Raw genomic sequence first — 24683 nt, forward strand, 5'->3', positions numbered from 1 at the left:
TGATGCAGCCTTATGGCTGAGGGCAAAAAATCTGTAGGCGGGGATCTTCCGGTTCCCGTCGACATCGATATGGCAGTCGAAGCGGGCGACTGGCCCGATGAGGCCGCGCTGACGCGGCTGGTCGATCGCGCCGTTGCCGCCGCGTTTGCCGAAACCGGCGCGGCCGGCCGTTCCGAGCTCAGCATCGTTTTTTCTGACGATGCCCACATCCGCAGTCTCAATGCGGGATGGCGCGGCAAGGACAAACCGACCAACGTCCTGTCTTTCCCGGCTTTTCCGCTCGCCAAGGGCGGTCCGCTGCCGCCCATGCTGGGCGACATTGTGCTGGCCGCCGAGACGGTTGCTCGGGAAGCCGCACTGGAAGACAAGCCGGTCGACAACCATATCACCCATCTCGTCATCCACGGCCTGCTGCATTTGCTGGGCTACGATCACGAGACCGACGCCGAGGCCGAAGAAATGGAAGCCGTCGAACGCGCAGCACTTGCAAGGCTTGCCATTCCCGATCCCTACGCGTAACTAAAAAGATCAAATGACCGGACGACGATGAACGACAAACCAGAGACTGCCGCCCACCCAGACGCCGGCAGTGCGACCAAGCCATCCGAACAGACGGACGAGGACTCTAGTCCGAGTACCACGACCGGCAGCTTCGCCAGCGAGCCATCGCCTGCCGGTCCTTCCCTGTTCGATCGCGTGCTCGGCCTGTTCAGGCAGCGCAACGGCACCAGCCTGCGCGAGGAGATCGCCGACGCGCTTGCCGAAACGGCGAGCGATGCCGGCGCCTTTTCGCCCGGCGAACGGGCCATGCTAAACAACATTCTGCGCCTGCGCGAGGTTCGCGTCGAGGATGTCATGGTGCCGCGCGCCGACATCGAGGCAGTCGAGATCACGACGAACCTAGGCGATCTTCTGGGACTGTTCGAGCAGTCCGGCCATTCCCGCATGCCGGTCTATTCGGAGACGCTCGACGACCCGCGCGGCATGGTCCACATCCGCGACGTGCTCGCTCACATCACCAAGCTCGCCCGCGTCAGGAAGGGCAGGACGACCAGGAAAGCCGCCCCTGCCACGCTGCTCGATCTCGCCAAGGTCGATCTCACGCGCACCATCGGCGACCTGACCCTGATCCGCCCGGTGCTTTTCGTGCCGCCGTCGATGCTCGCCTCCGATCTTATGGGGCGGATGCAGGCGATGCGCACTCAGATGGCGTTGGTCATCGACGAGTATGGCGGCACCGATGGTCTGGTGTCGCTCGAGGATATCGTCGAGATGGTGGTCGGCGACATCGAGGACGAGCACGACGAGGACGAGCCGATGATCACCCAGACCGGCGAGGGCGTGTTCGTCGTCGACGGCAAGGCCGAGATCGACGATGTCGCCAAGATGATCGGCGAGGATTTCGCCGCCGGCGAGCATGGCGAATATGTCGACACGATCGGCGGCATGATCTTCAACACGCTTGGCCGAGTCCCGGCCCGCGGCGAAGTGGTGCAAGCCATCCCGGGCTTCGAATTCCACGTGCTCGACGCCGATCCACGCCGCGTCAAGCGCGTGCGCATCGTGGAGACCCAGAAAGGTGAGCGCCGGCGGCGCGCCGTCCGCGCCGAGCAGGCTTGAAAGACGCCGCTCGCCAGGAGCCGGCTGACCAGTTTTACGGTGAACGGCAGTACAGGGCGCGCGATCCTGAAGGTCACGCCTGGACATTTTCCCAGACCGTACGCTCGGTTCCACGCGAGGGGGCTGAGCGGCTGGGCGATCTGCAGATTGAAGGCTGGCACCGATAGTATCCTCGGTCTGAATTTCAGCAATGGGTGGGGAGCGGTCTCGAACTACATGGTTTGCGAACCAATTCGTCTGGACGCTGTCCTGAGTGCTAGGAGAATGTCTGATGTCGTGGAAACTCGATGAGACCGTGGAAACATCCGCGGGCGCTGTGGCAGCGGGTCAATTTGGTGGTGGACCCGCGCTTGTGCTGGCTCACGGCTGGCCGTGGTCTTCGTTCTCATGGCATCGGATTATTCCAGGCCTTGCAAGGCGGTATCGTGTCCACTGGTACGATATGCCCGGATACGGGCGATCCGACAAAGGCGCGGAGCAGCGCACCTCACTCGATGTGCAAGGAGAAGTATTCGCCGAGATGCTCGGGCATTGGGACCTTGAGCAGCCCATCGTTGTTGCCCATGATTTCGGCGGAGCGACGACGCTACGGGCGCATTTGCTGCATGGCTGCGACTTCGAGCGGTATGTCCTGATGAATGTCGTCGCCATGCGCCCTTGGGGATCGGAGTTCTTCGATCATGTCGGTCGCCATGTGGATGCCTTTCTGGGCCTGCCGCCGCATATCCACAGAGCGGTCGTGGAAGCATATATCAAGGGGGCGATCGTAAATGACATCGCGCCCGGAGATTTCGAGAAACTTGTCGAGCCGTGGCTTGCCGAGGAGGGACGAGGAAGCTTCTATCGGCAATTCGCGCAAGCCGACGAAAAATATACTGCCGAAGTCGAGCCGGCGTTCGGTGATATCAGGTGTCCGGTAAAGATAATTTGGGGCAAGGACGATCCATGGATCCCGCTGGAGCGAGGCAAAGCGCTTCATGCGCTGATCCCGCAGGCGTCGTTCGAAACATTACCTGGCGTCGGTCACTTGCCTCAGCTCGAAGCCCCGGATCTCGTGCTGGAGCGGCTGAACGCATTTCTATCACGCGCATTATAGTGATACACCGGCACGTGCGGTCTGCGCGACAATTCACATGCGACACTTATCTTGCCGGCGTCAGTCGCCCCACCTATCCAGCAGACCTAATCCGGCACGCTGGCTGAAGCGGTGGGCGTTTGGAGCGCGGACCGTGGCCTGATAAATCTTCTGCCGTGATTCGCACGACTCGGAAGCATCGATGAAGCGCCTGGCCGGCCGGATAATTCTGCTGTGGGGCTGGCGCCGCGCGCTTGTGGCGTTTCTTGCCGGTGCGCTGGCGGTTCTTGCCCAGGCGCCTTACGATTTCTTCGCCGTCTGTTTCGTTTCGTTTCCGCTACTGGTCTGGCTCCTCGACGGCGCAACCGGCGAAGCCTCCGCTGGCTGGTTCCGACATTTGCGGCCGGCCTTCGCCGTCGGCTGGTGGTTCGGCTTCGGCTATTTTCTCGCCGGATTGTGGTGGATCGGCTCAGCACTCCTGGTCGAGGCCGACAGTTTCGCCTGGGCGCTTCCCTTCGCAGTGGTCGGAATTCCGCTGGCGCTCGCCTTTTTCTATGGCTTCGCGACAGCGGTTGCCCGGCTGCTGTGGAGCAACGACATCGGCCGCATCGCCGCCCTTGCCTTCGGCTTCGGCTTGGCGGAATGGCTGCGCGACTTTCTGTTCACCGGCTTTCCCTGGAATGCCGTCGGCTACGCGGCGATGCCGGTGCCCTTGCTTATGCAGAGCGTGTCGGTGACCGGCATGGTCGGCGTCAACGCGCTGGCGGTCTTCGTCTTTGCCTTGCCGGCCCTGCTTGCGGCGCGCCGGCATGTCCGCCTGGGGGGTGCACTGGCTGCCGTTCTCGTCGCGGCCCATGTCGGCTTCGGCTATGTCAGGCTTGCTACCAAGGTTGAACCCGCAACCCGCGCAATCGACGTCCGCATCGTGCAGCCGGCCGTCGACCTCAGCGAGAAGTGGGACCCTTCAGTGCCCGACCGGATCTTCGCTACACTGATGGGGCTTTCGGCCAAGGCGCCAGAGACTGGTCATGCCAAGCCGCAATTGATCCTGTGGCCGGAAACCTCCGTGCCGTTTTTTTTCGCCGAACGTCCCGATGCGCTGACCGCGCTGGGAGAGATGCTTGGCGACGGCCAGACGCTGATCGCCGGCGTCGTCCGGGAGGAAGGCGGGTCGGCGGAAGATGCCGACAGGCGGTACTACAATTCGGTGGTGGCAATCGACGACAAGGGTCAAATCGCCGATGCAGTCGACAAGGTTCATCTGGTGCCCTTTGGCGAATATCTGCCTTTTGCCGACCTGCTTGGCCGCTTGGGGCTCAAACAACTCGTCGCCGGGCCGACAACCTACGCGGCGGGCAATGAGCGGCACCCGATCGCGTTGCCCGGCGGCATCCGCGTGCTTCCGTTCATTTGCTACGAAGTCATTTTTCCCGATCTGGTGGCGGTTGACGCAACGTCAGCTGAGCTTATTGTGAATGTCACGAACGACGCGTGGTTCGGTGACACGCCGGGTCCGTACCAGCATTTCAGGCAGGCGCAGATTCGTGCGGTGGAGAACGGGGTGCCATTGTTGCGTGCAGCCAATAACGGCATTTCCGCTGTCGTCGATCCGCGCGGACACATCCTCGACGCGCTGGCAATCGACGCCCGCGGAGCCATCGATGTCCACGTGCCGATTTCCAATCGAGCCATCGTTTCTTCCAGCCAAAGACGCATTAATGGACTGATGATCATGTTGCTGTTCGCTCTCGCCGCTTTCACAATGAATGTAAGGCAACGGCTACGGGCGAATTGACAGTCGACACATTAGAAACTCATACTGTAACCGCCTGAAATTTCTCGAAGTCAGCACGTCGGTTCTGTTGGGGCACTGGCCGCCGGCTTCGTTTTGGGCAGAAAAAACACAAAAAGCCGGAAAAATTCGGCGAGGAAAAAATGGCAGAAGAAAACAAGAAGAAGCCGAATCCTATCGACATCCATGTCGGAAGTCGCATCAGGCTTCGTCGCAATATGTTGGGAATGAGCCAGGAAAAGCTGGGCGAGAACCTCGGTATAACGTTTCAGCAGATACAGAAATACGAAAAGGGTACCAATCGCGTTGGCGCCAGCCGTTTGCAGGCAATCGCCTCGATATTGGGTGTGCCCGTCGCTTTCTTTTTCGAGGACGCGCCGGGCCAGGAAGCCGTGGGCAACCGCGGATTTGCCGAGGATGCATCAATGGCTTCTGCCGTCGAATTCTGCGGCAGTCCTGAAGGTCTTCAACTCAACCGGGCCTTCGTCAAGATCACCGACGTGAAGATACGCCGCAAGGTTATCGAGCTTGTGAAGGCCCTTTCCTCCGACGCAGTCGATTGATTACGCAGATTGGTCTGGGTCGATTGATTGGGTGGCCGTTGAAAGTCGAAGATAGCGAAGCCGTCATTGCGGGCAGGCAATTTCTTGCGATCTCGCGAATCGTGGAATTTACATCCCGCAGGCATGCAGGAGGGCGGATCGATTTTGCTCGACAGCCATGCTCAAAGTGTTTCTCATCAACGTGTTGAAGCTAAAGCAGGTGCTGGAGCCAAGCAGGCTGGCGGCATCCTGCCGGCGGTCAAAGGGGTACAAGATAATGGCGCCCACCGCTTGACGAGCGCTGCTCGGCACAGCTAACACGTGGCGCGCCAATCGGCAGCGTGCCGATGATTTTTCAAGAGGGGACACCCGTGACGCGGCAAAACTATCTATTCACCTCGGAATCCGTTGCCGAGGGTCATCCCGACAAGGTCTGCGACCGTATCTCCGACGAGATCGTCGATCTGGTCTATCGCGAGGCCAGAAAGACCGGCATGGACCCCTGGAAGGTCCGCGTCGCCTGCGAAACGCTGGCGACCACGAATCGCGTCGTCATCGCTGGCGAGGTGCGCGTCCCCGAGACCCTGCTCAAGAAGGACAAGGCCGGCAACATCCTGATGGATGCCGCCGGTCATCCACTCGTCAATCCGGCGAAGTTCAAGTCGGCCGCCCGCAAGGCGATCCGCGAAATCGGCTATGAACAGGCCGGTTTCCACTGGAAAACGGCAAAGATCGAGGTTCTCCTGCACGGCCAGTCGCCGGATATCGGCCAAGGCGTCGACAATGCTTCCGACCGGCAAGGCGAGGAAGGGGCCGGCGACCAGGGCATCATGTTCGGCTATGCCTGCCGCGAGACGCCGGATCTGATGCCGGCGCCGATCTACTACAGCCACAAGATCCTCGAATTGCTGGCCGCCGCGCGCCATGCGGGCAACGGCGATGCCGGCCGGCTCGGGCCGGACGCCAAGAGCCAGGTCACCGTCCGCTATATCGACGGCAAGGCGGCGGAAGTGACGCAGATCGTGTTGTCCACCCAGCACCTCGACGCCAGCTGGGATTCGAAGAAGGTCCGCAACGTCGTCGAACCCTATATTCGCGAGGCGCTGGGCGACCTGACGATCGCCGACAGCTGCAACTGGTACATCAACCCGACAGGCAAGTTCGTCATCGGCGGGCCCGACGGCGACGCCGGCCTGACCGGGCGCAAGATCATCGTCGACACTTACGGCGGTGCTGCACCTCATGGCGGCGGGGCTTTTTCCGGCAAGGACACCACCAAGGTCGACCGGTCCGCAGCCTATGCGGCCCGCTACCTCGCCAAGAACGTGGTGGCGGCGAAGCTCGCCGATCGCTGCACCATCCAGCTTTCCTACGCTATAGGCGTGGCCCAGCCGCTGTCGGTCTATGTCGACCTGCACGGCACCGGCAGGGTCGGTGAGGCAAAGCTCGAGCAGGCGCTGCGCACCGTGATGGATCTGTCGCCGTCCGGCATCCGCCGCCATCTCGATCTCAACAAGCCGATTTATGCCAAGACGTCGTCTTATGGTCATTTCGGCCGCAAGGCCGGCCGCGACGGGTCCTTCTCCTGGGAAAAGACCGACCTCGCCAAGGCTCTCAAGGACGCACTCGCCGAAGCGCCTGCCGAAGCAGTCGCGGCCTAGCCGCGGCGTCCATAGATCCGGAAGACATGGATCCGAAAGACCGGCCAAGCCGTGCGACCGAAGCATTTTTCGGTCGCCGGCGCGGCAAGGCCATCCGTCCGCAGCAGGCAGCGGCACTGGAAAGCGGTTTCAGCACCTACCGGCTTGATCTGACGGCCGGACCGCCGGCCGACTTGCACAGCCTGTTCGAAGCCGATGTCCGCGCCATTCATCTCGAAATTGGTTTTGGTGGCGGCGAGCACCTGCTGCATCGGGCGACGGCGGCTCCTGAGACCGGTTTTGTCGGCGTCGAGCCTTTCGTCAACGGCATGGCCAAGATGATGATGGCGGTCAGGGAACGGCCGCTTGCCAATCTTCGGGTCTATGACGACGACGCCACGCGCCTGCTCGACTGGCTCCCGCAAGCCTCGCTCGGCGGCATCGACCTTCTCTATCCCGATCCCTGGCCGAAGAAGAAACACTGGAAGCGCCGCTTCGTCAGTCCGGTCAATCTCGACCGTTTCGCGCGCGTGCTGAAGTCAGGCGGAACATTCCGCTTTGCGTCCGATATCGATAGCTATGTGAACTGGACGCTGCTGCACTGCCGGGCACATGAAGCGTTTGCGTGGCAGGCTGAAGAGGCAGCCGACTGGCAGCGGCCCTACGAGGGTTGGCCGGGTACGCGCTACGAGGCGAAGGCCGTTCGCGAAGGCCGGCGGCCAGCCTACCTCACCTTCGTCCGAAGATAGTCCTATTCAAAGCGCGCCTAGGCGCGCTTTGACGTCGATGAGGACCAGAGATGTCCTCGTCCATGCGTCGCCGGACTTAGACTTAGAAGCGGCCGATCTTGTTGAAGGCGGCCGGATCCATGCCGAGATTGCGCAGATCGCGTGCGCGCGGCTTGCGGCCGGCTTCGACGGCGTGCGAAGCGGCGACGGCGCTGCCGAACACGGTGAAGAAATCGCCGATGGCCGAGAAAACCTTGCGGTTGGTCATGATTATGCCCTTTCGTCTGCTGCAACGCGTGATTGATTTTGTGCAACGCAACATAGATAGGCGCGTACTGCCTGATATCACAGGGACGTTGGCGCATGGCCGCCATGCGCTCTGTGCAACGCTGCCGCCCCCAACAGTTTCGCCCACCCTGCATGCGGACAATTCATCTGCTTACCGACACGGACTGCATGCGGACTTGAAACGACGGCTGCGATCGTCTATATCAGGCTCAAATTCTTGGTCGGTATGGCGAAGAGTGGGTCCACCCGGTCCCGCTCTTTTTTGTTACCTTCCGGCCGCCGATGAAGCGACAGGGATAGAATGACGGCAACGGTACCCGACAGCGACGACCGCATCATCCGCGAAAGCGGCATCGATGCGCGCATCGCGCTGATCGTGCAGCCGGTTCTGCGTGCCATTGGCTTCCGCCTTGTCAGGGTGCATCTGACGGGCCAGAACGGACTGACGCTGCAGATCATGGCCGAACGCGAGGACGGCACTATGACCGTCGAGGATTGCGAAGAGGTCAGCCGGGCGGTGTCGCCGGCGCTCGATGTCGATGATCCGATCGAAAAGGCGTATCATCTCGAAGTGTCGTCGCCGGGGATCGACCGGCCGCTGGTCCGAAAGTCGGATTTCTCGACCTGGACGGGTCATCTGGTGAAGATGGAAACCTCGGTCCTCGTCGCCGACCGCAAGCGCTTCAAGGGCAAGATCGCCGAGAGCGACGCGGACGGCGTGCTGATCGAGCGCGACAAGGCGGCCTATGGCGAACAGCCGACGGTGCGTGTGCCCTACGATTCGATTGCCGAAGCACGGCTGATCCTGACCGACGACCTTATCCGCGACGCACTGTCGAAGGACAACAGGGCGCGCAAGGAAGCCAAGAAGCGCCGCGGCGAGCCCGAAGACGCGCCAGAGAGCGTAGAAGCGGGCGTAGAAGATGAAACCGAACAGGAAATGTGATTGGGCTGCCGGGCGCAAAGGCTCGGCAACAAGCTCGGGAGAAAAACGATGGTTGTAAGCGCAAACAGGCTTGAACTGCTGCAGATCGCCGATGCGGTCGCGCGTGAGAAGTCGATCGACAAGTCGATCGTCATCGCCGCCATGGCCGATGCGATCCAGAAGGCGGCGCACTCGCGCTATGGCCAGGAAACCAACATCCGTGCCGACATCAATCCCAATACCGGCGAGATGAAGCTGCAGCGGTTGATGGAAGTGGTCGAGAAGGTCGACGACTATGCGACGCAGATCGCCATATCCTCGGCGCGTGAGCGCAATCCCGACGCCCAGCTCGGCGACTTCATTGCCGAACAGCTGCCGCCGATGGATTTCGGCCGCATCGCCGCCCAGTCGGCCAAGCAGGTCATCGTGCAGAAGGTGCGCGAGGCCGAGCGTGACCGCCAGTACGACGAGTACAAGGACCGTATCGGCGAGATCGTCAACGGTACTGTCAAACGCGTCGAATACGGCAACGTCATCGTCGATCTCGGCCGCGGTGAGGCGATAATCCGTCGCGACGAGCTGATCCCGCGCGAAAATTACAAATATGGCGATCGCGTCCGCGCCTATGTCTATGACGTGCGCCGCGAGCAGCGCGGTCCGCAGATATTCCTGTCGCGCACCCATCCGCAGTTCATGGCGAAGCTGTTCACCATGGAAGTGCCGGAAATCTACGACGGCATTATCGAGATCAAGTCGGTCGCCCGCGATCCGGGTTCGCGCGCCAAGATCGCCGTCATCTCGCGTGACAGTTCCATCGATCCGGTCGGCGCCTGTGTCGGCATGCGCGGCAGCCGCGTTCAGGCGGTGGTCGGCGAATTGCAGGGCGAGAAGATCGACATCATTCCGTGGTCGCCTTCGGCCGCTTCCTTCATCGTCAACGCGCTGCAGCCGGCGGAAGTCGCCAAGGTCGTGCTCGACGAGGACGCCGAACGCATCGAGGTCGTGGTGCCGGACGACCAGCTGTCGCTGGCCATCGGCCGCCGCGGCCAGAACGTCCGGCTCGCCTCGCAGCTCACCGGCTGGGATATCGACATCCTGACCGAGCAGGAAGAGAGCGAGCGCCGCCAGAAGGAGTTCGTCGAACGCTCGGCTCTGTTCATGGATGCGCTCAACGTCGACGAGATGGTCGGCCAGGTGCTCGCCTCCGAAGGCTTCACCAGCGTCGAGGAAGTCGCCTATGTCGATGCCGACGAGATCGCGTCGATCGATGGCTTCGACGAGGACACCGCCTCGGAAATCCAGGCTCGCGCCCGCGAATATCTGGAGAAGATCGAAGCCGAGCATGACGAGAAGCGTAAGGCGCTCGGCGTCAAGGACGAGTTGCGTGAGATTCCAGGCGTGACCACCGCCATGATGGTGACGCTCGGCGAGGATGGCGTGAAGACGATCGAGGATTTCGCCGGCTATGCAGCCGATGATCTGACCGGCTGGAAGGAACGCAAGGACGGCGAGACGAAGGTATTCCCGGGCGTGCTCGCCAATCACGGCGTGTCGCGGGCCGATGCTGAACAGATGGTTCTGGCTGCTCGCCTCAAGGCCGGCTGGATCACCGAAGACGAGCTTGCAGCCGAAGACGTGCCGGCTGACGAAGCCGTTGGTGCGTGAGGTGAAACCGCATCGCACACAAGCTGCCCTTGGACGAGATGAACGATCGCACTTGCATCGTCACGCGCAAACAGGCCGAACCGGATGAACTGATCCGTTTCGTCGTCGGCCCGGATTCGGCCGTCGTTCCGGATATCAAGAAAAACCTGCCCGGACGCGGTTGCTGGGTGACTGCCGACCGCCTACATATCGACAAGGCGGCAGCGAAAAACCTGTTCGCTCGCGCCTTCAAGGCGCAGGTGACCGTGCCGGCCGATCTCGGCGACATGGTCGACGGGCTGCTTTCCAGATACGCTCTGGGCATGCTCGGTCTTGCCCGCAAGGCAGGCGCGATCGCGCTCGGCGCCACCAAGGTCGAGAGCGCGGTGCGTGGCGGGCTAGCGCTTTTCGTGTTGCATGCGACCGAGGCGTCAGATGACGGCGTCCGCAAGATCAGCCAGGCGCGACGGGCAACCGTCCACCTCGGTGGCCCCGCCATCCTTGCCTACAAACTTTTCTCCGAGGCCGAGTTGAGCTTGGCATTGGGGGGTACAAATGTGATACATGCTGCCGTTCTCGCGGGAGACGCGGGCAGGGCGGTCCAGAAGCGCATGGTTGCGCTCGACCGGTATCGGGGCGGTTCCCCGGACGATCTGGCAATGGTTGCGGCCGTTGCTGACGAAGATGATGCCGCAGAGGATATGGAATGAGCGATACGAAATCGGGCGACGACAAGACGTTGAGTGTTACGCCGAAGAAGACTTTGACGCTGAAGCGCCCCGGTACGGAACAGGGCACCGTGCGCCAGAGCTTCTCGCATGGCCGCACCAAGGCGGTCGTGGTCGAGACCAAGAAGCGCAAGTTCTCGCTGCCCGGTGACAAGCCGGAGCCGGCTGCTGCCCCTATGTCCGTCTTCACCCCGAAGCCACCGGTCGCGGCAGCGCCGGTTGTGCAGGAAGCGCCCAAGGCGCCGCCGCCTCCGCCGCCGGTCGAACGCGGCGGCATGGTGCTGAACCAATTGTCGCGCGATGAAATGGAGGCGCGCCGCCGGGCCCTTGAGGGTTCGAAGGTGCGCGACGTCGAGGATCGCCAGCGCGCCATCGACGAGGCCAAGCGCCGCGCCGAGGATGAAGAGCGCCGCCGTCGCGAGCGCGAGGAATCCGCGCGCCGCCAGGCCGAGGAAGAAGCCCGGCTGCAGGCCGAGGCCGAGTCCCGCCGGCGTGCCGAGGAAGAGGCGCGCCGCCGCGCGCCGCTAACCGCCGAACTGGCGACAGTCGACGACGAGGACATCAAGCCGAAGCGGACCGGCGCCGGCGCCCCGGTGCGCCGTCCGGTCACGCCGGAAGTGGCGCGTCCGGCCAAGCCGACCAAGAGCGAGGAAGATCGCCGCCGCGGCAAGCTGACGCTGAATGCCGCACTTTCCGATGAGGATACGCGTGCGCGTTCGCTGTCGTCGATGCGTCGGCGCCAGGAGAAATTCAAGCGCGCGCTGCATAACGAACCGCGCGAGAAAGTCATGCGCGAAGTGATACTTCCCGAAACCATCACCATCCAGGAACTGGCGCAGCGCATGTCCGAGCGCGCCGTCGATGTGGTCAAGTTCTTCATGAAACAGGGCCAGATCCTGAAGCCGGGCGACGTCATCGACGCCGACACGGCCGAACTGGTCGCTACCGAATTCGGCCACACGGTTCGCCGCGTCGCCGAGTCCGACATCGAGGAAGGCCTCTTCAACATCGCCGATCGTCCCGAGGATCTCGAGCCGCGTCCGCCGGTGGTGACCATCATGGGCCATGTCGATCACGGCAAGACGTCGCTGCTCGATGCCATCCGCAATGCCAATGTCGTGTCCGGCGAGGCTGGCGGCATCACCCAGCATATCGGCGCCTATCAGGTCGAGAAGAACGGTAACAAGATCACCTTCATCGACACGCCTGGCCACGCCGCCTTCACGGCGATGCGCGCCCGTGGCGCTCAGGCGACCGACATCGCCATCCTGGTAGTGGCGGCCGACGACAGCGTGATGCCGCAGACGATCGAATCGATCAGCCATGCCAAGGCGGCCGGCGTTCCGATCATTGTGGCGATCAACAAGATCGACAAGCATGACGCCGACCCGCAGAAGGTGCGCTCGGAACTGCTGCGCCACGAAGTCTTCGTCGAATCGATGGGCGGCGAGGTGCTGGACGTCGAAGTGTCGGCGACCAAGGGCACCAATCTCGACAAGCTGCTCGAAGCGATCCTGCTGCAGGCCGAAATCCTCGACCTGAAGGCCAATCCGGACCGCACCGCCGAGGGCGTCGTCATCGAAGCCCAGCTCGACAAGGGCCGCGGCCCCGTCGCCACGGTGCTGGTCCAGACCGGCACGCTGATGCCTGGCGACATCCTCGTTGCCGGTAACGAATGGGGCCGGGTGCGCGCGCTGGTCAACGACCGCGGCGGGCAGATCAAGGAAGCGCCGCCGGCGATGCCCGTGGAAGTGCTCGGTCTGCAGGGAACCCCGCAGGCCGGCGACCGCTTCGCCGTCGTCAACAACGAGGCCCGCGCCCGCGAGATCACCGAATATCGCCAGCGTCTGGCGCGTGAGAAGGCGGTGGCCAAGCATGCCGGCCAGCGTGGTTCGCTCGAACAGATGATGTCGCAACTGCAGACGAGCGGGCTGAAGGAATTCCCGCTGGTCATCAAGGGCGACGTGCAGGGCTCGATCGAGGCGATCAGCGCGGCGCTGGACAAGCTCGGCACCGACGAGGTGCGTGCGCGCATCGTTCATGCGGGCGCCGGCGGCATCACCGAAAGCGATGTCTCGCTGGCGGAAACCTCCGGCGCCGCAATCATCGGCTTCAACGTTCGCGCCAATGTGCAGGCGCGTGCGGCGGCCGCGGCTGCAGGCATCGAGATCCGCTACTACTCGATCATCTACAACCTTGTGGATGACGTGAAGGCGGCGCTGTCCGGCCTGCTGTCGCCGGAGCGTCGTGAGACCTTCATTGGCAATGCCGAGATCCTTGAGATCTTCGACATCACCAAGGTCGGCAAGATCGCCGGCTGCCGTGTCACCGAAGGCAAGGTCGAGCGCGGTGCGGGCGTTCGCCTGATCCGCGACAACGTCGTCATCCACGAAGGCACGCTGAAGACGCTGAAGCGCTTCAAGGACGAAGTTGCGGAGGTTCCGGGTGGCCAGGAATGCGGCATGGCCTTCCAGAACTACGAAGACATGCGCGTCGGCGACGTCATCGAGTGCTTCCGCGTCGAGATGGTGACCAGGACGCTCTGAGTTCGAGCAACTTGAGTTCGAGCATTTACAGACCGGGCGGTGGTCGAAAGGCTGCCGCCTGAACCATGATCCCGAAAAGTGGTATCCGGTTTTCGGAGAAGATCATGGTCAACAAAAAATAGAGCCTGATCCATTCCGATTTCTATCGGGATGGATCAGGCTTTAAAGCATATGAGACATGCGGCGCGGTCCCATCCCGTGCCTCACGATTTCAGGATAGAGAAAAATGCCCCGTTCAACCACGTCAGGTCCATCCCAGCGCATGCTTCGCGTCGGCGAGCAGGTGCGTCATGCGCTGTCGGAAACCTTGCAACGCGGCGAGATCCTCGATCCATTGATCGAGAATTCGGTGGTTTCGGTCTCGGAGGTGCGCATGTCGCCCGATCTGAAGATCGCCACCGCCTTCGTCTCGCCGCTTGGCGCCAGTGATGCCGATGCGGTGGTCGAGGCGCTCAACAAGCATGCGAAATTCGTGCGCGGCCGCGTTTCCGGCGCGCTCCGGCAGATGAAGTACATGCCGGAATTCCGCTTCCGGCTCGACACCAGCTACGACAATTTCCAGAAGATCAACGAATTGTTGCACTCGCCCGAAGTGGCGCGCGATCTCGGCCCAGACGCCCAGATCGGCGACCAGAACAAAGACAACGACAAGGACGAAAAATAGTGGCGCGTCGCGGCAAGAAGAAGGGTCGGCCGATCTCCGGCTGGCTGGTGCTGGACAAACCCGTCGGCATGGGTTCGACCGACGCCGTCTCCAAGATCAAATGGCTGTTCCAGGCGGAAAAGGCCGGCCATGCCGGCACGCTCGACCCGCTCGCTTCCGGCATGCTGCCGATCGCGCTCGGCGAAGCGACCAAGACCGTCCCCTATGTCCAGGATGGCGCCAAGATCTACCGCTTCACGGTTGCCTGGGGTGAGGAGCGTTCGACCGATGACCTCGAAGGGCCGGTGACGAAAAGCTCCGAGCAGCGTCCGGCTGAAGCCGATGTGCTTTTGCTGATGCCGAAATACACCGGCGTCATCATGCAGACACCGCCGCAATTTTCGGCCATCAAGATCGCAGGCGAGCGCGCCTATGATCTTGCCCGCGACGGCGCGACGGTCGACATTCCGGCGCGGGAAGTCGAGATCGGCCGCCTCGACCTGATCGAGCACAGTGCTGAGAGCACCATTTTCGAGGTCGAATGCGGCAAGGGCACCTATGTCCGCTCGCTGGCCCGCGACATGGGCCGCGATCTCGGCTGTTTCGGTCACATCGCCGAACTGCGCCGGATCGAGGTCGAGCCGTTCACGCAGGAAGACTTCGTCACCATCGCCGAGCTGGAAGCCGCCCGCTTGGGCGAACAGCCCGATGAGGGTTCGAATTCAGCGGACACGGTGCCGGTCGACTTCGACGCCATCGACGCGTTTCTGGTCGACACGTCAGCCGCGCTCGACTGCCTGCCGCAGATCGCGATCAGCGACGACGCGGCAACAAAAATCCGCCTCGGCAACCCGGTCATCATCCGTGGCCGCGACGCGCCGGTGGAAGCCGAGGAAGCCTGCGCCACGGCGCGCGGCAAGCTGGTCGCCATCGGCGCCATCGAGCAAGGCATGTTCAAGCCGAAGCGGGTCTTTGCCGGCTGAGCCCCCTCGTCTAATCTCGATCAGAGGTACATTCGAGGGGCACATGGCAAAGGCCGAGACGATCAGGAAGCGGGCGCCGGTGACAGCACGGCGGCCACCGATCGGCGCATCACCAGGCACACTGATCGCCGACCCTGCGGCGCGGCGCAGCGAACTGCGACTGACACTGATGTCGCCCGACAAATTCGAGACAATCGAAGATGCCAGCATCAACGACCTGAATGCTCATTGCAACGCATGGCCGGTCATCTGGCTCGATTGCACCGGTCTCGCCAACATCCCGCTGATCGAGGAGATCGGCCGGATTTTCAGCCTGCATCCGCTGGCGCTGGAAGACGTCGTCAACACCGGCCAGCGGCCGAAGGTGGACTTCTTCGAGGACCATGCCTTCGTCGTCGTCAGGATGATCGACGACGTCACCGCGCATCGTTACGAGCAGATCGCGGTCTTCTTCGGCAGGAACTTCGTCGTCACCTTCCAGGAGCGCGAAGGCGATCCGTTCGATCCCGTGCGCAAGCGCATCGAAAGCTCGATGCCCAACCGGCTGCGCTCACGCGGCGCCGACTATCTCGCCTATGCGCTGATCGACGCCATCGTCGACAGTTATTTCCCGCCGATCGAGACCGCCGGCGACTTGGTCGACAGCATCGAGGACCAGATGCTGCGCGCGGCGGACAAGCACCAGATGCGGCGGCTTCACGAGTTGCGGCGCGACGCCAACGTGCTGAAGGGGGTGCTTTGGCCGATGCGCGACGCGCTGGCGACGCTGATCCGCAACGACGTGCCCTACGTCAAGCCAGAGACCAAGATCTTCCTGAACGACACGCTCGATCACTCGCTTCGGCTCATCGAACTGGTCGAAACCCAGCGCGACATGCTGACCGGTCTGATCGAGATGCATCTGTCGCTGAGTCAGGCACGCACCAGCGACGTCATCAGCTATCTGACGATCGTCTCGGTGATCTTCATCCCGCTCACCTTTCTCGCTGGCGTGTGGGGCATGAACTTCGACCCCGAAGCCTCGCCATGGAACATGCCGGAGCTGAAGGCCCAATACGGCTATCCGGCAGCGCTGGTGTTCATGGCCGTTGTCGCGCTCGTGCTTGTCGCCTTCTTCAGATGGAAGAAGTGGCTTTAGCCGAGGCGAAATCTTCGTTTGTGCAGCAAAAAGCCGGCTTGTGAATTGGGCTGGTGTTTTTGCCTGAATTGCCCTATATGCGCCGCAGCATCGTGCAATGCCACGTTGCTTGTACCGGCCCCTGCTGGACGACATCCCGGCCGAGGGCGTCCCGTTTCCTCAAACAGATAAGGAAAAACACGATGTCGATTACTGCCGAGCGCAAGAAGGAATTGATGGGTGAATTCGCAACCGCTAAGGGCGATACCGGGTCTCCGGAAGTCCAGGTGGCCATCCTTTCCGAGCGCATCAAGAACCTGACCGACCATTTCAAGGACCACAAGAAGGATAACCATTCCCGCCGTGGTCTGCTCGCTCTCGTCTCCCAGCGCCGCAGCCTGCTTGATTATCTCAAGCGCAAGGACGACGCGCGCTATCAGACGCTGATCGAGAAGCTCGGTCTGCGCCGTTGACGAATTGACCGGCGGGTTCTTTCGAGAGCCCGCCGGTCGCGCATTGGAGCAGTCCGTTGCTCCAATGAAGGAAGTAGAGCGCCGCGCTTCGATTTGGACGCGCACATGGGACGCTCTGAACTTTGAATTTGCGCAAGGCATTTCCGAGAGCCGCGGTTTTCGGGTCATGCGCAAGGCCAGTCGGATCGATTGGCCAGACCCGGTTTCGATATAGCACAGGGCCATTCGAAACCGCCCATGGACGGTCATGGGGCAGGATTGCAGGACGCTCGCGCGGCACCCGCGCCGGATTTACCCGAGCTTCCCGTTGTCTTGCCCGTGGCTGCCCGAGAAACGAAGCCAAGGGAAAGGGGCACTCGCGCACGGTGAAATGGCGCGGCCCTTTCCGCATATGAAGGACAAGACATGTTCAATCACCACAAAGTGGAAATCGAATGGGGCGGCCGTCCGCTCATCCTCGAAACCGGCAAGATTGCGCGCCAGGCTGACGGCGCGGTGCTCGCCACCTACGGCGAAACCAAGGTTCTCGCCACCGTCGTTTCGATGAAGGAACCAAAACCGGGCCTCGATTTCTTCCCGCTGACCGTCAACTACCAGGAAAAGACCTATGCCGCCGGCAAGATCCCGGGCGGCTATTTCAAGCGCGAAGGCCGTCCGAGCGAAAAGGAAACGCTGGTTTCCCGTCTCATCGACCGTCCGATCCGCCCACTCTTCGCTGACGGTTACAAGAACGACACGCAGATCGTTGTCACCGTCGTCCAGCATGATCTCGAAAACGACCCGGACATCCTGTCGATCGTCGCCACCTCGGCGGCTTTGACGCTGTCCGGCGTCCCTTTCATGGGTCCGATCGGCGGCGCCCGCGTCGGCTACATCAACGGCGAATATGTGCTCAATCCGCATGTCGACGAGATGCAGGAATCCAAGCTTGACCTGATCGTCGCCGGCACCTCCGACGCCGTGCTGATGGTCGAGTCCGAAGCCAAGGAACTCGGCGAGGATCTGATGCTCGGCGCCGTCATGTTCGGCCATCGCGGCTTCCAGCCGGTGATCGACGCCATCATCAAGCTGGCAGAAGTCGCCGCCAAGGATCCGCGTGACTTCACCGCGCCGGATTATTCGGCGCTTGAAGCCGAGATGCTGAAGATCGTCGAAGGCGAGCTTCGCGATGCCTACAAGATCACCGACAAGCAGAAGCGCTATGCCGCCGTCGACGCCGTCAAGGCGAAGGTCAAGGCTGCGTTCGCACCCGCCGAAGGCGAAGAAGCCAAGTATACGTCCGAGCAGATCGGCACCGTGTTCAAGGAGCTCCAGGCCAAGGTCGTGCGCTGGAACATCCTCGACACCGGTTCGCGCATCGACGGCCGCGATCTGAAGACGGTTCGCAAGATCGTCTCCGAAGTCGGCGTCCTGCCGCGCACCCACGGCTCGGCGCTGTTCACCCGCGGCGAGACCCAGGCGCTGGTCGTCGCCACGCTCGGCACCGGCGAGGACGAGCAGTATGTCGATTCGCTGACCGGCATGTACAAGGAGAAGTTCCTCCTTCACTACAACTTCCCTCCCTATTCGGTCGGTGAAACCGGTCGCATGGGTTCGCCCGGCCGCCGCGAAATCGGCCACGGCAAGCTCGCCTGGCGCGCGATCCGCCCGATGCTGCCGACATCGGACCAGTTCCCCTACACGCTGCGCGTCGTCTCGGAGATCACCGAGTCCAACGGCTCGTCGTCGATGGCTACCGTCTGCGGCACCTCGCTGGCGCTGATGGATGCCGGTGTGCCGCTGGCCAAGCCGGTCGCCGGCATCGCCATGGGTCTGATCAAGGAAGGCGAGCGCTTCGCGGTGCTCTCCGACATCCTCGGCGACGAGGACCATCTCGGCGACATGGACTTCAAGGTTGCCGGCACCGCCAACGGCATCACCTCGCTGCAGATGGACATCAAGATCGAGGGCATCACCGAGGAGATCATGAAGATCGCACTGGATCAGGCCAAGGACGGCCGCCAGCATATCCTCGGCGAAATGGGCCATGCGCTGTCCGGCGCGCGCTCCGAACTCGGCGAATTCGCGCCGCGCATCGAGGTCATGCACATCCCGACCGACAAGATCCGCGACGTGATCGGCTCGGGCGGCAAGGTCATCCGCGAGATCGTCGAAAAGACCGGCGCCAAGATCAACATCGAGGACGACGGCACGGTCAAGATCGCTTCGTCCAACGCCAAGGAGATCGAGGCGGCGAAGAAGTGGATCCACACCATCGTCGCCGAGCCGGAAGTCGGCGAAATCTACGAGGGCACGGTCGTCAAGACGGCCGACTTCGGCGCTTTCGTCAACTTCTTCGGTCCGCGTGACGGCCTCGTCCACATCTCGCAGCTCGCCAATGATCGCGTTGCCAAGACTTCGGACGTCGTCAAGGAAGGCGACAAGGTCTGGGTCAAGCTGATGGGCTTCGACGAACGCGGCAAGGTACGCCTGTCGATGAAGGTCGTCGACCAGGCCACCGGCAAGGAAATCGCCCGCGACAAGAAGGCCGACGGCGAAGAAGACGCCGCCTGAGCGATCTGACCGAACAATCGAAACGGGCGCGCCGACAGGTCGCGCCCGCTTTCATTTTCTGGTCAAGCCAGCTGCACTTCGAGATCGAAAAATGTCCGCTGAGCCGCTGAAGACACTGTTCCATCCGTTCGAGGCGGAGGCTGTTTCCTTGCCGCGTAAGGGCGAGCGTGTCCTCTTTCTGGGCGCTGAGCCGGGCTTCCGCCTGCCCGAAGGTTTTGATGCAGCACTGCATCTGGTGCAAGGCTTCCGGCCGCACTATCGCGCGCTGCAGGCGGCCGGTTCCTCCGTCACGCCGCGCCTGGAGGGCGAAGGCTTCGATGCGGCATTGGTGCTTGCCGGCCGCCATCGCGGGCAGAACGAATTGCGCATCGCCGAGGCTATCGAGTGTGTGAGGCCGGGCGGATCGATTGTCGTTGCCGGCGCCAAGGACGATGGCATTGCCAGCCTGCGCAAGCGCATCGACGAGCTTGTGCCGCTCGACGGCCATTTGCCGAAACATCACGGCATCGCCTTCTGGTTTCATCAACCTGCCGATGCTGCGCTCGCAACGGCACTTCGCGCCGCCAATCCAGCCCTTCTGGTCGAGGATCGGTTCCGCACCGCGCCAGGCATGTTCTCTTTCGACAAGATCGATGCAGGTTCGAGATTGCTGGTCGACAATCTGCCCGGCGATCTGCGTGGCAGCGTTGCCGATTTCTGCGCCGGCTGGGGCTATGTGGCGGCCGAAATCGCCGCCCGCTCACCTGGCATATCGGCGCTCGATCTCTACGAGGCCGAGTTCGATGCGCTGGAGGCGGCGAAAGGCAATATCGGCAACACAGCGACGGAACCCAATTTCTTCTGGATCGATCTTTTGAGCGAGCCGGTCGAGCGGCGCTATGACGCCATCGCCATGAACCCGCCCTTCCATCGCAGCCGGGCGGCCGAGCCCGAGATCGGCACCGGCATGATCCGCGCCGCGGCAAAGGCGCTGAAGCCGGGCGGGCGGCTGTTCATGGTGGCGAACCGCCAGCTTCCCTACGAGCCGGTGCTGGCGGCCGCCTTCTCCAGCCATGCCGAGATCGCCCGCGACGGCATGTTCAAGGTTTTCGCGGCGCGCCGCTGAAGGCTGGTTCACGGGACCAATGCATGTCGCGCAAAAGTGCGCAGCGGTTTTGCGATAACGACATGCATAAACAAGAACTTAAAGCGCGTCGCATGAATCCATTCAAACGCGACGCGCTTCAAGGCATCTTCTGCGGCCGAAATTACTCTCGTCCGCTGTCGGTCCGCTTCAGCTCGTCGAGCGCCGGCATCGACACGATGTGGTAGCCGGAATCGACATAGTGGATTTCGCCGGTGACGCCCGACGACAGGTCGGACAGCAGATAGAGCGCGGAACCACCGACTTCGTCGATGGTCACTGTGCGGCGCAGCGGCGAATTGCGCTGCTGGTAGGAAAACATGTGGCGTGCGTCGGAAATCCCGGCGCCGGCCAGTGTCCGCACCGGTCCGGCGGATATGCCGTTCACCCTGATGCCGCGCGGGCCGTAGTCGTTGGCGAGATAGCGGACGCTGGCTTCAAGCCCGGCCTTGGCGACGCCCATGACGTTGTAGTTCGGCATGACGCGGACCGAACCGGCATAGGTCAGTGTGATCATCGAGCCGCCGTCCTTCATCAGCGCGGCCGCATGACGGGCGACCTCGGTGAAGGAATAGCAGGAGATGACCATGGTGCGGACGAAATTGTCGCGGCTGGTGTCGGCGTAAAGGCCTTTCAGCTCGTTCTTGTCGGAAAAGCCGATGGCGTGGACGACGAAGTCCAGGCCGCCCCAGGCCTCGCCCAAGGTCTCGAAGGTAGCGGCAACCGATGCGCTGTCCTCGACGTCGCAAGGCACGACCAGCGAGGAGCCGAGCTTGTCGGCGAGCGGCTTGACCCGGCGCCCGAAGGCTTCGCCCTGATAGGTGAAGGCGAGTTCCGCCCCATGTTCGGACAGTTTCCGGGCGATGCCCCAGGCGATCGAATGGTCGTTGGCGACACCCATGACAAGCCCGCGCTTGCCCTTCATCAATCCGTCCATGGCGGCAGTCCTTATGCGGAATAGCGCTGGAAAATCAGCGTTGCGTTGGTGCCGCCGAAACCGAACGAGTTGGACAAGACGGTGTCGATCCTGGCATCGTCGATGCGCTCTCGCACGATCGGCATACCCTCGAATTCCGGATCGAGCTGCTCGATATGGGCGCTCTCGCCGATGAAGCCGCCTTGCATCATCAGGATCGAGTAGATCGATTCCTGCACGCCGGCCGCACCCAGCGAGTGGCCGGTCAGTGATTTCGTCGAGGTGATGAACGGCATGTTTTCGCCGAACACCTCGCGGATCGCGCCCATTTCCCTGGAATCGCCGACCGGCGTCGAGGTGCCGTGCGTGTTGATGTAGTCGACCGGCGAAGAGACGGTCGCCAGCGCCTGCCGCATGCAGCGCACCGCGCCTTCGCCCGAGGGCGCCACCATGTCGAAGCCGTCGGAGGTCGCGCCATAGCCGACGACCTCGGCGTAGATCTTGGCGCCGCGCGCCTTGGCGTGCTCGAGTTCTTCCAGCACCAGCACGCCGGCGCCGCCGGCAATGACGAAGCCGTCGCGATCGACGTCATAGGCGCGCGAGGCAGCCGATGCCCGGTCGTTGAACTTGGAGGACATGGCGCCCATCGCGTCGAACAGGTCCGACATCGTCCAGTCGAGATCCTCATGGCCGCCGGCGAAGACCATGTCCTGCTTGCCCCACTGGATCAGTTCGTAGCCATTGCCGATGCAATGCGCCGAGGTCGAGCAGGCCGAAGAGATCGAATAATTGACGCCGTGGATCTTGAACCAGGTGGCGAGCGTCGCCGAAGCGGTCGACGACATCGCCTTCGGCACCGCGAACGGGCCGATGCGCTTGGGGCTGCCGTTCTTGAGCGTGGTTTCAGCGGCCTCGACGATGGTTCTGGTCGATGGTCCGCCCGATCCCATGACGATGCCGGTGCGCTCATTGGTGATGTCGTTCTCGCCAAGTCCAGCGTCCACGATCGCCTGGTCCATGGCGACATGGTTCCAGGCCGCACCTTGCGACAGGAAGCGCATGGCGCGGCGATCGATCAGCGCGGCTGGGTCGAGCGTCGGCGCTCCCCAGACCTGGCAGCGGAAGCCGTGTTCGGCGAAGGAATCGGAGAAGCTGATGCCGGATCTGGCATCATGCAGCGAGGCCTGCACCTCGTTGGCATTGTTGCCGATCGACGACACGATGCCGAGGCCTGTCACTACGACCCGTCTCATTCGCAACTCCTTCCAGCGCATGAACCCGAAACCTGCCGGACCGAAACCTGCCGGACAAGGGTGCGCAAATTAAGTTCTACAGCTTCCCTTGCGCCTCCCGCGGACTCGCCGCGCTGCGCAGGCGCCGGTCAGGCGGCGGCCGATTGCTTGGACAGACCCACCTTGAGATCCGTTGCTGCGTATATGGGTTCGCCATCCGCCTTCAGCCAGCCATCGGCGATACCCAGCACCAGCCGGCCGCGCATCACGCGCTTGAAATCCACGCCATATTCTACCTTCTTGACCGACGGCGTCACCATGCCTTTGAATTTCACTTCGCCGGTCGACAGCGCCATGCCCTTGCCCGGCTCGCCGAGCCAGCCGAGGTAGAATCCCGTCAATTGCCACATGGCGTCGAGGCCCAGGCACCCCGGCATGATCGGGTTGCCGATGAAGTGGCAGGCGAAAAACCACAGGTCCGGCTTGATGTCGAATTCGGCGCGGATGAAGCCCTTGTCGAAGGCGCCGCCGGTCTCGCTGATTTCGGTGATGCGGTCGAACATCAGCATCGGCGGATAGGGGAGCTGGGCGTTTCCAGGTCCGAACAGCTCGCCGCGGGCGCAGGCAAGCAGTTCCTCGTAATCGTAGCTGGATTTCGAAACCGCCATCAGTCTCCGTCCCCAATAATCGTCCGGGCGGTAGCGCGCCCTTGTCGTTGGTTTCCTAACACAATCTATTTCAGGCCGGAAACCGGCGTTTGCGCTTAACCCGCCCGCCTGCCGGGGTCAATGCGCGCTATTGATCGTATTCGGCCGACAGAATATATGTCGGGGGATGTCCAGGTTCGGTCAATGTTGGTTTTTTGCCGTTCTGGACAGGTTTTGAGGCGAAACTTGAGCTTGGATGGATAGATGGATCTGGGCTGCCGGAAGGAAAATGTCGCTGTGGACAAGCGGGTTCGCGAAGCTGGCCTGAGGCCGACGCGTCAGCGCATTGCGCTGGCCGATCTGCTTTTTGCCAAAGGCGACCGCCATCTGTCGGCCGAGGAACTGCACGAGGAGGCAATCGCCGCCGGCGTGCCGGTATCGCTCGCCACCGTCTACAACGCCCTTCATCAATTCACCCAGGCGGGCCTTCTGCGCATCCTGGCCGTCGAGGGGTCGAAGACCTACTTCGACACCAACACCTCCGATCACCATCATTTCTACATTGAGGGCGAAAACAGGATTTTTGACATCGCCAGCGGTCCTGTCACGGTTTCCAACCTGCCGGAGCCGCCGGAGGGCATGGAGATCGCCAATGTCGATATTGTGGTGAGGCTGCGCCCGAAACGCTGCGAGTGATCGGCGCTGATGAGGCCGCGAGATACCGTCTCGCCTGATCGGCCTCTAAAGCGCGTCGCGTTTGGCCGGCCTCATGCGACGCGCTTCAGGTTGTTGTTTTTACGCATGTCGTTATCGCAAAACCGCTGCGCACTTTTGCGCGACATGCGTTGGACCATCATCCCGAACCGGCAAGAAGAGGTCAGTCCTTGACCCGTTCGCCCGGATAGGCGCCCCAGACCAGCGACTGGGCGAGCCAGCCGGTGTGGCCACTGAAGGTCATTTCGCACCACTGGCCGTCACAGGACTTGATCGTGCCCATGGCGCCAGGCTCGACGATTGCGACGATGCCGGCATCCTTTTGCGGGTCGTCGAGCAGGTTGATTCGGGCATCTTTGCCGCGCTGCCAGGGTGCTACGATCGCCGTGCGGCGACCTGAAAGCAGCGACTGGTTGATCCAGCCTTCCGAGCCGTCGGCATCGCGCACCCGACGCCAGGTGTCGAATTCCTGGATGATCTCCATCGGCAGGCCGGGCTTCATATACATCCAGTCGACGGAATAGTTGACGCCTGGTCCGACGCGGGAGTTGACGCGGCCGGCCTTCAGGCTGACGAAGCGCGGCAGCGGCAGGCCGCTCGGCCCGAGCGTGACGCTCTGGGTCGGTGCTGCCGCATTCTGTGCCGCCACATCCGGGGAATAAAGCAGAGCGCCGAGAAATGCTGCGCTGAGGGCCAGGCGGAGCGACGCGAAACCAGACACTTTCGTTCCCTTTCGGCGCCGGCTCATCGCCCT

At 62.4% G+C, this 24683-nt stretch carries 23 protein-coding genes and 1 pseudogene; 19 read left to right on the forward strand and 5 right to left on the reverse strand.

Annotation, left to right across the window (positions count from 1 at the left end):
- The first annotated feature begins 12 nt into the window (after positions 1–12).
- From ybeY to trmB, 8 genes and pseudogenes are all read left to right on the forward strand, one after another.
- Positions 13–519 (forward strand): rRNA maturation RNase YbeY, encoded by a 507-nt coding sequence (ybeY, locus tag AC0L2Z_RS27605; protein ID WP_473629832.1) that lies wholly within the window; start codon positions 13–15, stop codon positions 517–519.
- A 27-nt stretch (positions 520–546) separates the two neighbouring features.
- Positions 547–1620: a hemolysin family protein gene (locus AC0L2Z_RS27610; RefSeq protein WP_287281079.1), complete on the forward strand. Its 1074-nt coding sequence runs from the start codon at positions 547–549 to the stop codon at positions 1618–1620.
- A 14-nt stretch (positions 1621–1634) separates the two neighbouring features.
- Positions 1635–1787, forward strand: a pseudogene (locus AC0L2Z_RS27615) (VOC family protein); the annotation flags it as partial.
- 104 nt (positions 1788–1891) lie between these two features.
- Positions 1892–2716 (forward strand): alpha/beta fold hydrolase, encoded by an 825-nt coding sequence (locus AC0L2Z_RS27620; RefSeq protein ID WP_287067281.1) that lies wholly within the window; start codon positions 1892–1894, stop codon positions 2714–2716.
- Positions 2717–2897: 181 nt separating this feature from the next.
- A complete protein-coding gene (gene lnt / locus AC0L2Z_RS27625) occupies positions 2898–4490 on the forward strand; it encodes an apolipoprotein N-acyltransferase (RefSeq protein WP_473629833.1) in 1593 nt (530 codons plus the stop codon).
- Between the two features lie 140 nt (positions 4491–4630).
- Positions 4631–5050: a helix-turn-helix domain-containing protein gene (locus tag AC0L2Z_RS27630; protein WP_023802110.1), complete on the forward strand. Its 420-nt coding sequence runs from the start codon at positions 4631–4633 to the stop codon at positions 5048–5050.
- Between the two features lie 326 nt (positions 5051–5376).
- On the forward strand, positions 5377–6690 hold the full coding sequence (gene metK / locus AC0L2Z_RS27635) for a methionine adenosyltransferase (RefSeq protein ID WP_473629834.1): 1314 nt from the start codon (positions 5377–5379) through the stop codon (positions 6688–6690).
- 26 nt (positions 6691–6716) lie between these two features.
- Complete coding sequence (gene trmB / locus AC0L2Z_RS27640; RefSeq protein WP_473629835.1) at positions 6717–7418, forward strand: tRNA (guanosine(46)-N7)-methyltransferase TrmB; 702 nt, start codon at positions 6717–6719, stop codon at positions 7416–7418.
- A gap of 82 nt (positions 7419–7500) precedes the next feature.
- Here trmB and AC0L2Z_RS27645 read toward each other — a convergent pair whose 3' ends face one another.
- A complete protein-coding gene (locus tag AC0L2Z_RS27645; RefSeq protein ID WP_095517012.1) occupies positions 7501–7665 on the reverse strand; it encodes a hypothetical protein in 165 nt (54 codons plus the stop codon).
- Positions 7666–7986: 321 nt separating this feature from the next.
- Here AC0L2Z_RS27645 and rimP point away from each other — a divergent pair, with 321 nt between their 5' ends.
- From rimP to AC0L2Z_RS27695, 10 genes are all read left to right on the forward strand, one after another.
- A complete protein-coding gene (rimP, locus tag AC0L2Z_RS27650; RefSeq protein WP_473629836.1) occupies positions 7987–8631 on the forward strand; it encodes a ribosome maturation factor RimP in 645 nt (214 codons plus the stop codon).
- 48 nt (positions 8632–8679) lie between these two features.
- Positions 8680–10275 carry a transcription termination factor NusA gene (gene nusA, locus AC0L2Z_RS27655; protein ID WP_473629837.1) on the forward strand — a complete coding sequence of 532 codons (1596 nt, stop codon included), beginning with the start codon at positions 8680–8682 and terminating at the stop codon, positions 10273–10275.
- Between the two features lie 38 nt (positions 10276–10313).
- The gene (locus AC0L2Z_RS27660) at positions 10314–10964 is read left to right on the forward strand and encodes an RNA-binding protein (protein WP_473629838.1); all 651 of its coding nucleotides are present in this window, start codon (positions 10314–10316) and stop codon (positions 10962–10964) included.
- Positions 10961–13528: a translation initiation factor IF-2 gene (gene infB / locus AC0L2Z_RS27665; protein ID WP_473629839.1), complete on the forward strand. Its 2568-nt coding sequence runs from the start codon at positions 10961–10963 to the stop codon at positions 13526–13528. The genes AC0L2Z_RS27660 and infB overlap by 4 nt, the downstream gene beginning before the upstream one ends.
- A 226-nt stretch (positions 13529–13754) precedes the next feature.
- On the forward strand, positions 13755–14192 hold the full coding sequence (gene rbfA / locus AC0L2Z_RS27670) for a 30S ribosome-binding factor RbfA (RefSeq protein WP_128169859.1): 438 nt from the start codon (positions 13755–13757) through the stop codon (positions 14190–14192).
- Entirely contained in the window at positions 14192–15154 is a 963-nt protein-coding gene (gene truB / locus AC0L2Z_RS27675) for a tRNA pseudouridine(55) synthase TruB (RefSeq protein ID WP_473629840.1), read from the forward strand. Before rbfA ends, truB begins: the two co-directional genes overlap by 1 nt.
- Before the next feature lie 43 nt (positions 15155–15197).
- Positions 15198–16292 carry a magnesium/cobalt transporter CorA gene (gene corA / locus AC0L2Z_RS27680; RefSeq protein ID WP_128169861.1) on the forward strand — a complete coding sequence of 365 codons (1095 nt, stop codon included), beginning with the start codon at positions 15198–15200 and terminating at the stop codon, positions 16290–16292.
- A 77-nt stretch (positions 16293–16369) separates the two neighbouring features.
- A complete protein-coding gene (gene rpsO / locus AC0L2Z_RS27685) occupies positions 16370–16744 on the forward strand; it encodes a 30S ribosomal protein S15 (protein WP_274609416.1) in 375 nt (124 codons plus the stop codon).
- A 405-nt stretch (positions 16745–17149) separates the two neighbouring features.
- Positions 17150–19297, forward strand: a complete 2148-nt coding sequence (pnp, locus tag AC0L2Z_RS27690; RefSeq protein WP_023802123.1) for a polyribonucleotide nucleotidyltransferase — start codon at positions 17150–17152, stop codon at positions 19295–19297.
- A gap of 91 nt (positions 19298–19388) precedes the next feature.
- Positions 19389–20402 carry a class I SAM-dependent methyltransferase gene (locus AC0L2Z_RS27695; protein WP_473629841.1) on the forward strand — a complete coding sequence of 338 codons (1014 nt, stop codon included), beginning with the start codon at positions 19389–19391 and terminating at the stop codon, positions 20400–20402.
- 142 nt (positions 20403–20544) lie between these two features.
- Here the strand turns inward: AC0L2Z_RS27695 and fabI are convergent, their stop codons facing one another.
- The 3 genes from fabI to fabA form a co-directional block, all read right to left on the reverse strand.
- A complete protein-coding gene (gene fabI, locus AC0L2Z_RS27700) occupies positions 20545–21357 on the reverse strand; it encodes an enoyl-ACP reductase FabI (RefSeq protein ID WP_023802125.1) in 813 nt (270 codons plus the stop codon).
- A gap of 11 nt (positions 21358–21368) precedes the next feature.
- Entirely contained in the window at positions 21369–22589 is a 1221-nt protein-coding gene (gene fabB / locus AC0L2Z_RS27705; protein ID WP_091599979.1) for a beta-ketoacyl-ACP synthase I, read from the reverse strand.
- Between the two features lie 128 nt (positions 22590–22717).
- A complete protein-coding gene (fabA, locus tag AC0L2Z_RS27710) occupies positions 22718–23236 on the reverse strand; it encodes a 3-hydroxyacyl-[acyl-carrier-protein] dehydratase FabA (protein WP_023802127.1) in 519 nt (172 codons plus the stop codon).
- A gap of 243 nt (positions 23237–23479) precedes the next feature.
- On the opposite strand from fabA, the gene irrA reads away from it, so the two are divergent.
- Positions 23480–23911 (forward strand): iron response transcriptional regulator IrrA, encoded by a 432-nt coding sequence (gene irrA / locus AC0L2Z_RS27715; protein WP_023802128.1) that lies wholly within the window; start codon positions 23480–23482, stop codon positions 23909–23911.
- A 181-nt stretch (positions 23912–24092) separates the two neighbouring features.
- Here the strand turns inward: irrA and AC0L2Z_RS27720 are convergent, their stop codons facing one another.
- Entirely contained in the window at positions 24093–24650 is a 558-nt protein-coding gene (locus tag AC0L2Z_RS27720; protein ID WP_027151699.1) for an SH3 domain-containing protein, read from the reverse strand.
- Positions 24651–24683: the final 33 nt, after the last annotated feature.

It is taken from the genome of Mesorhizobium sp. WSM4850, assembly GCF_055811735.1.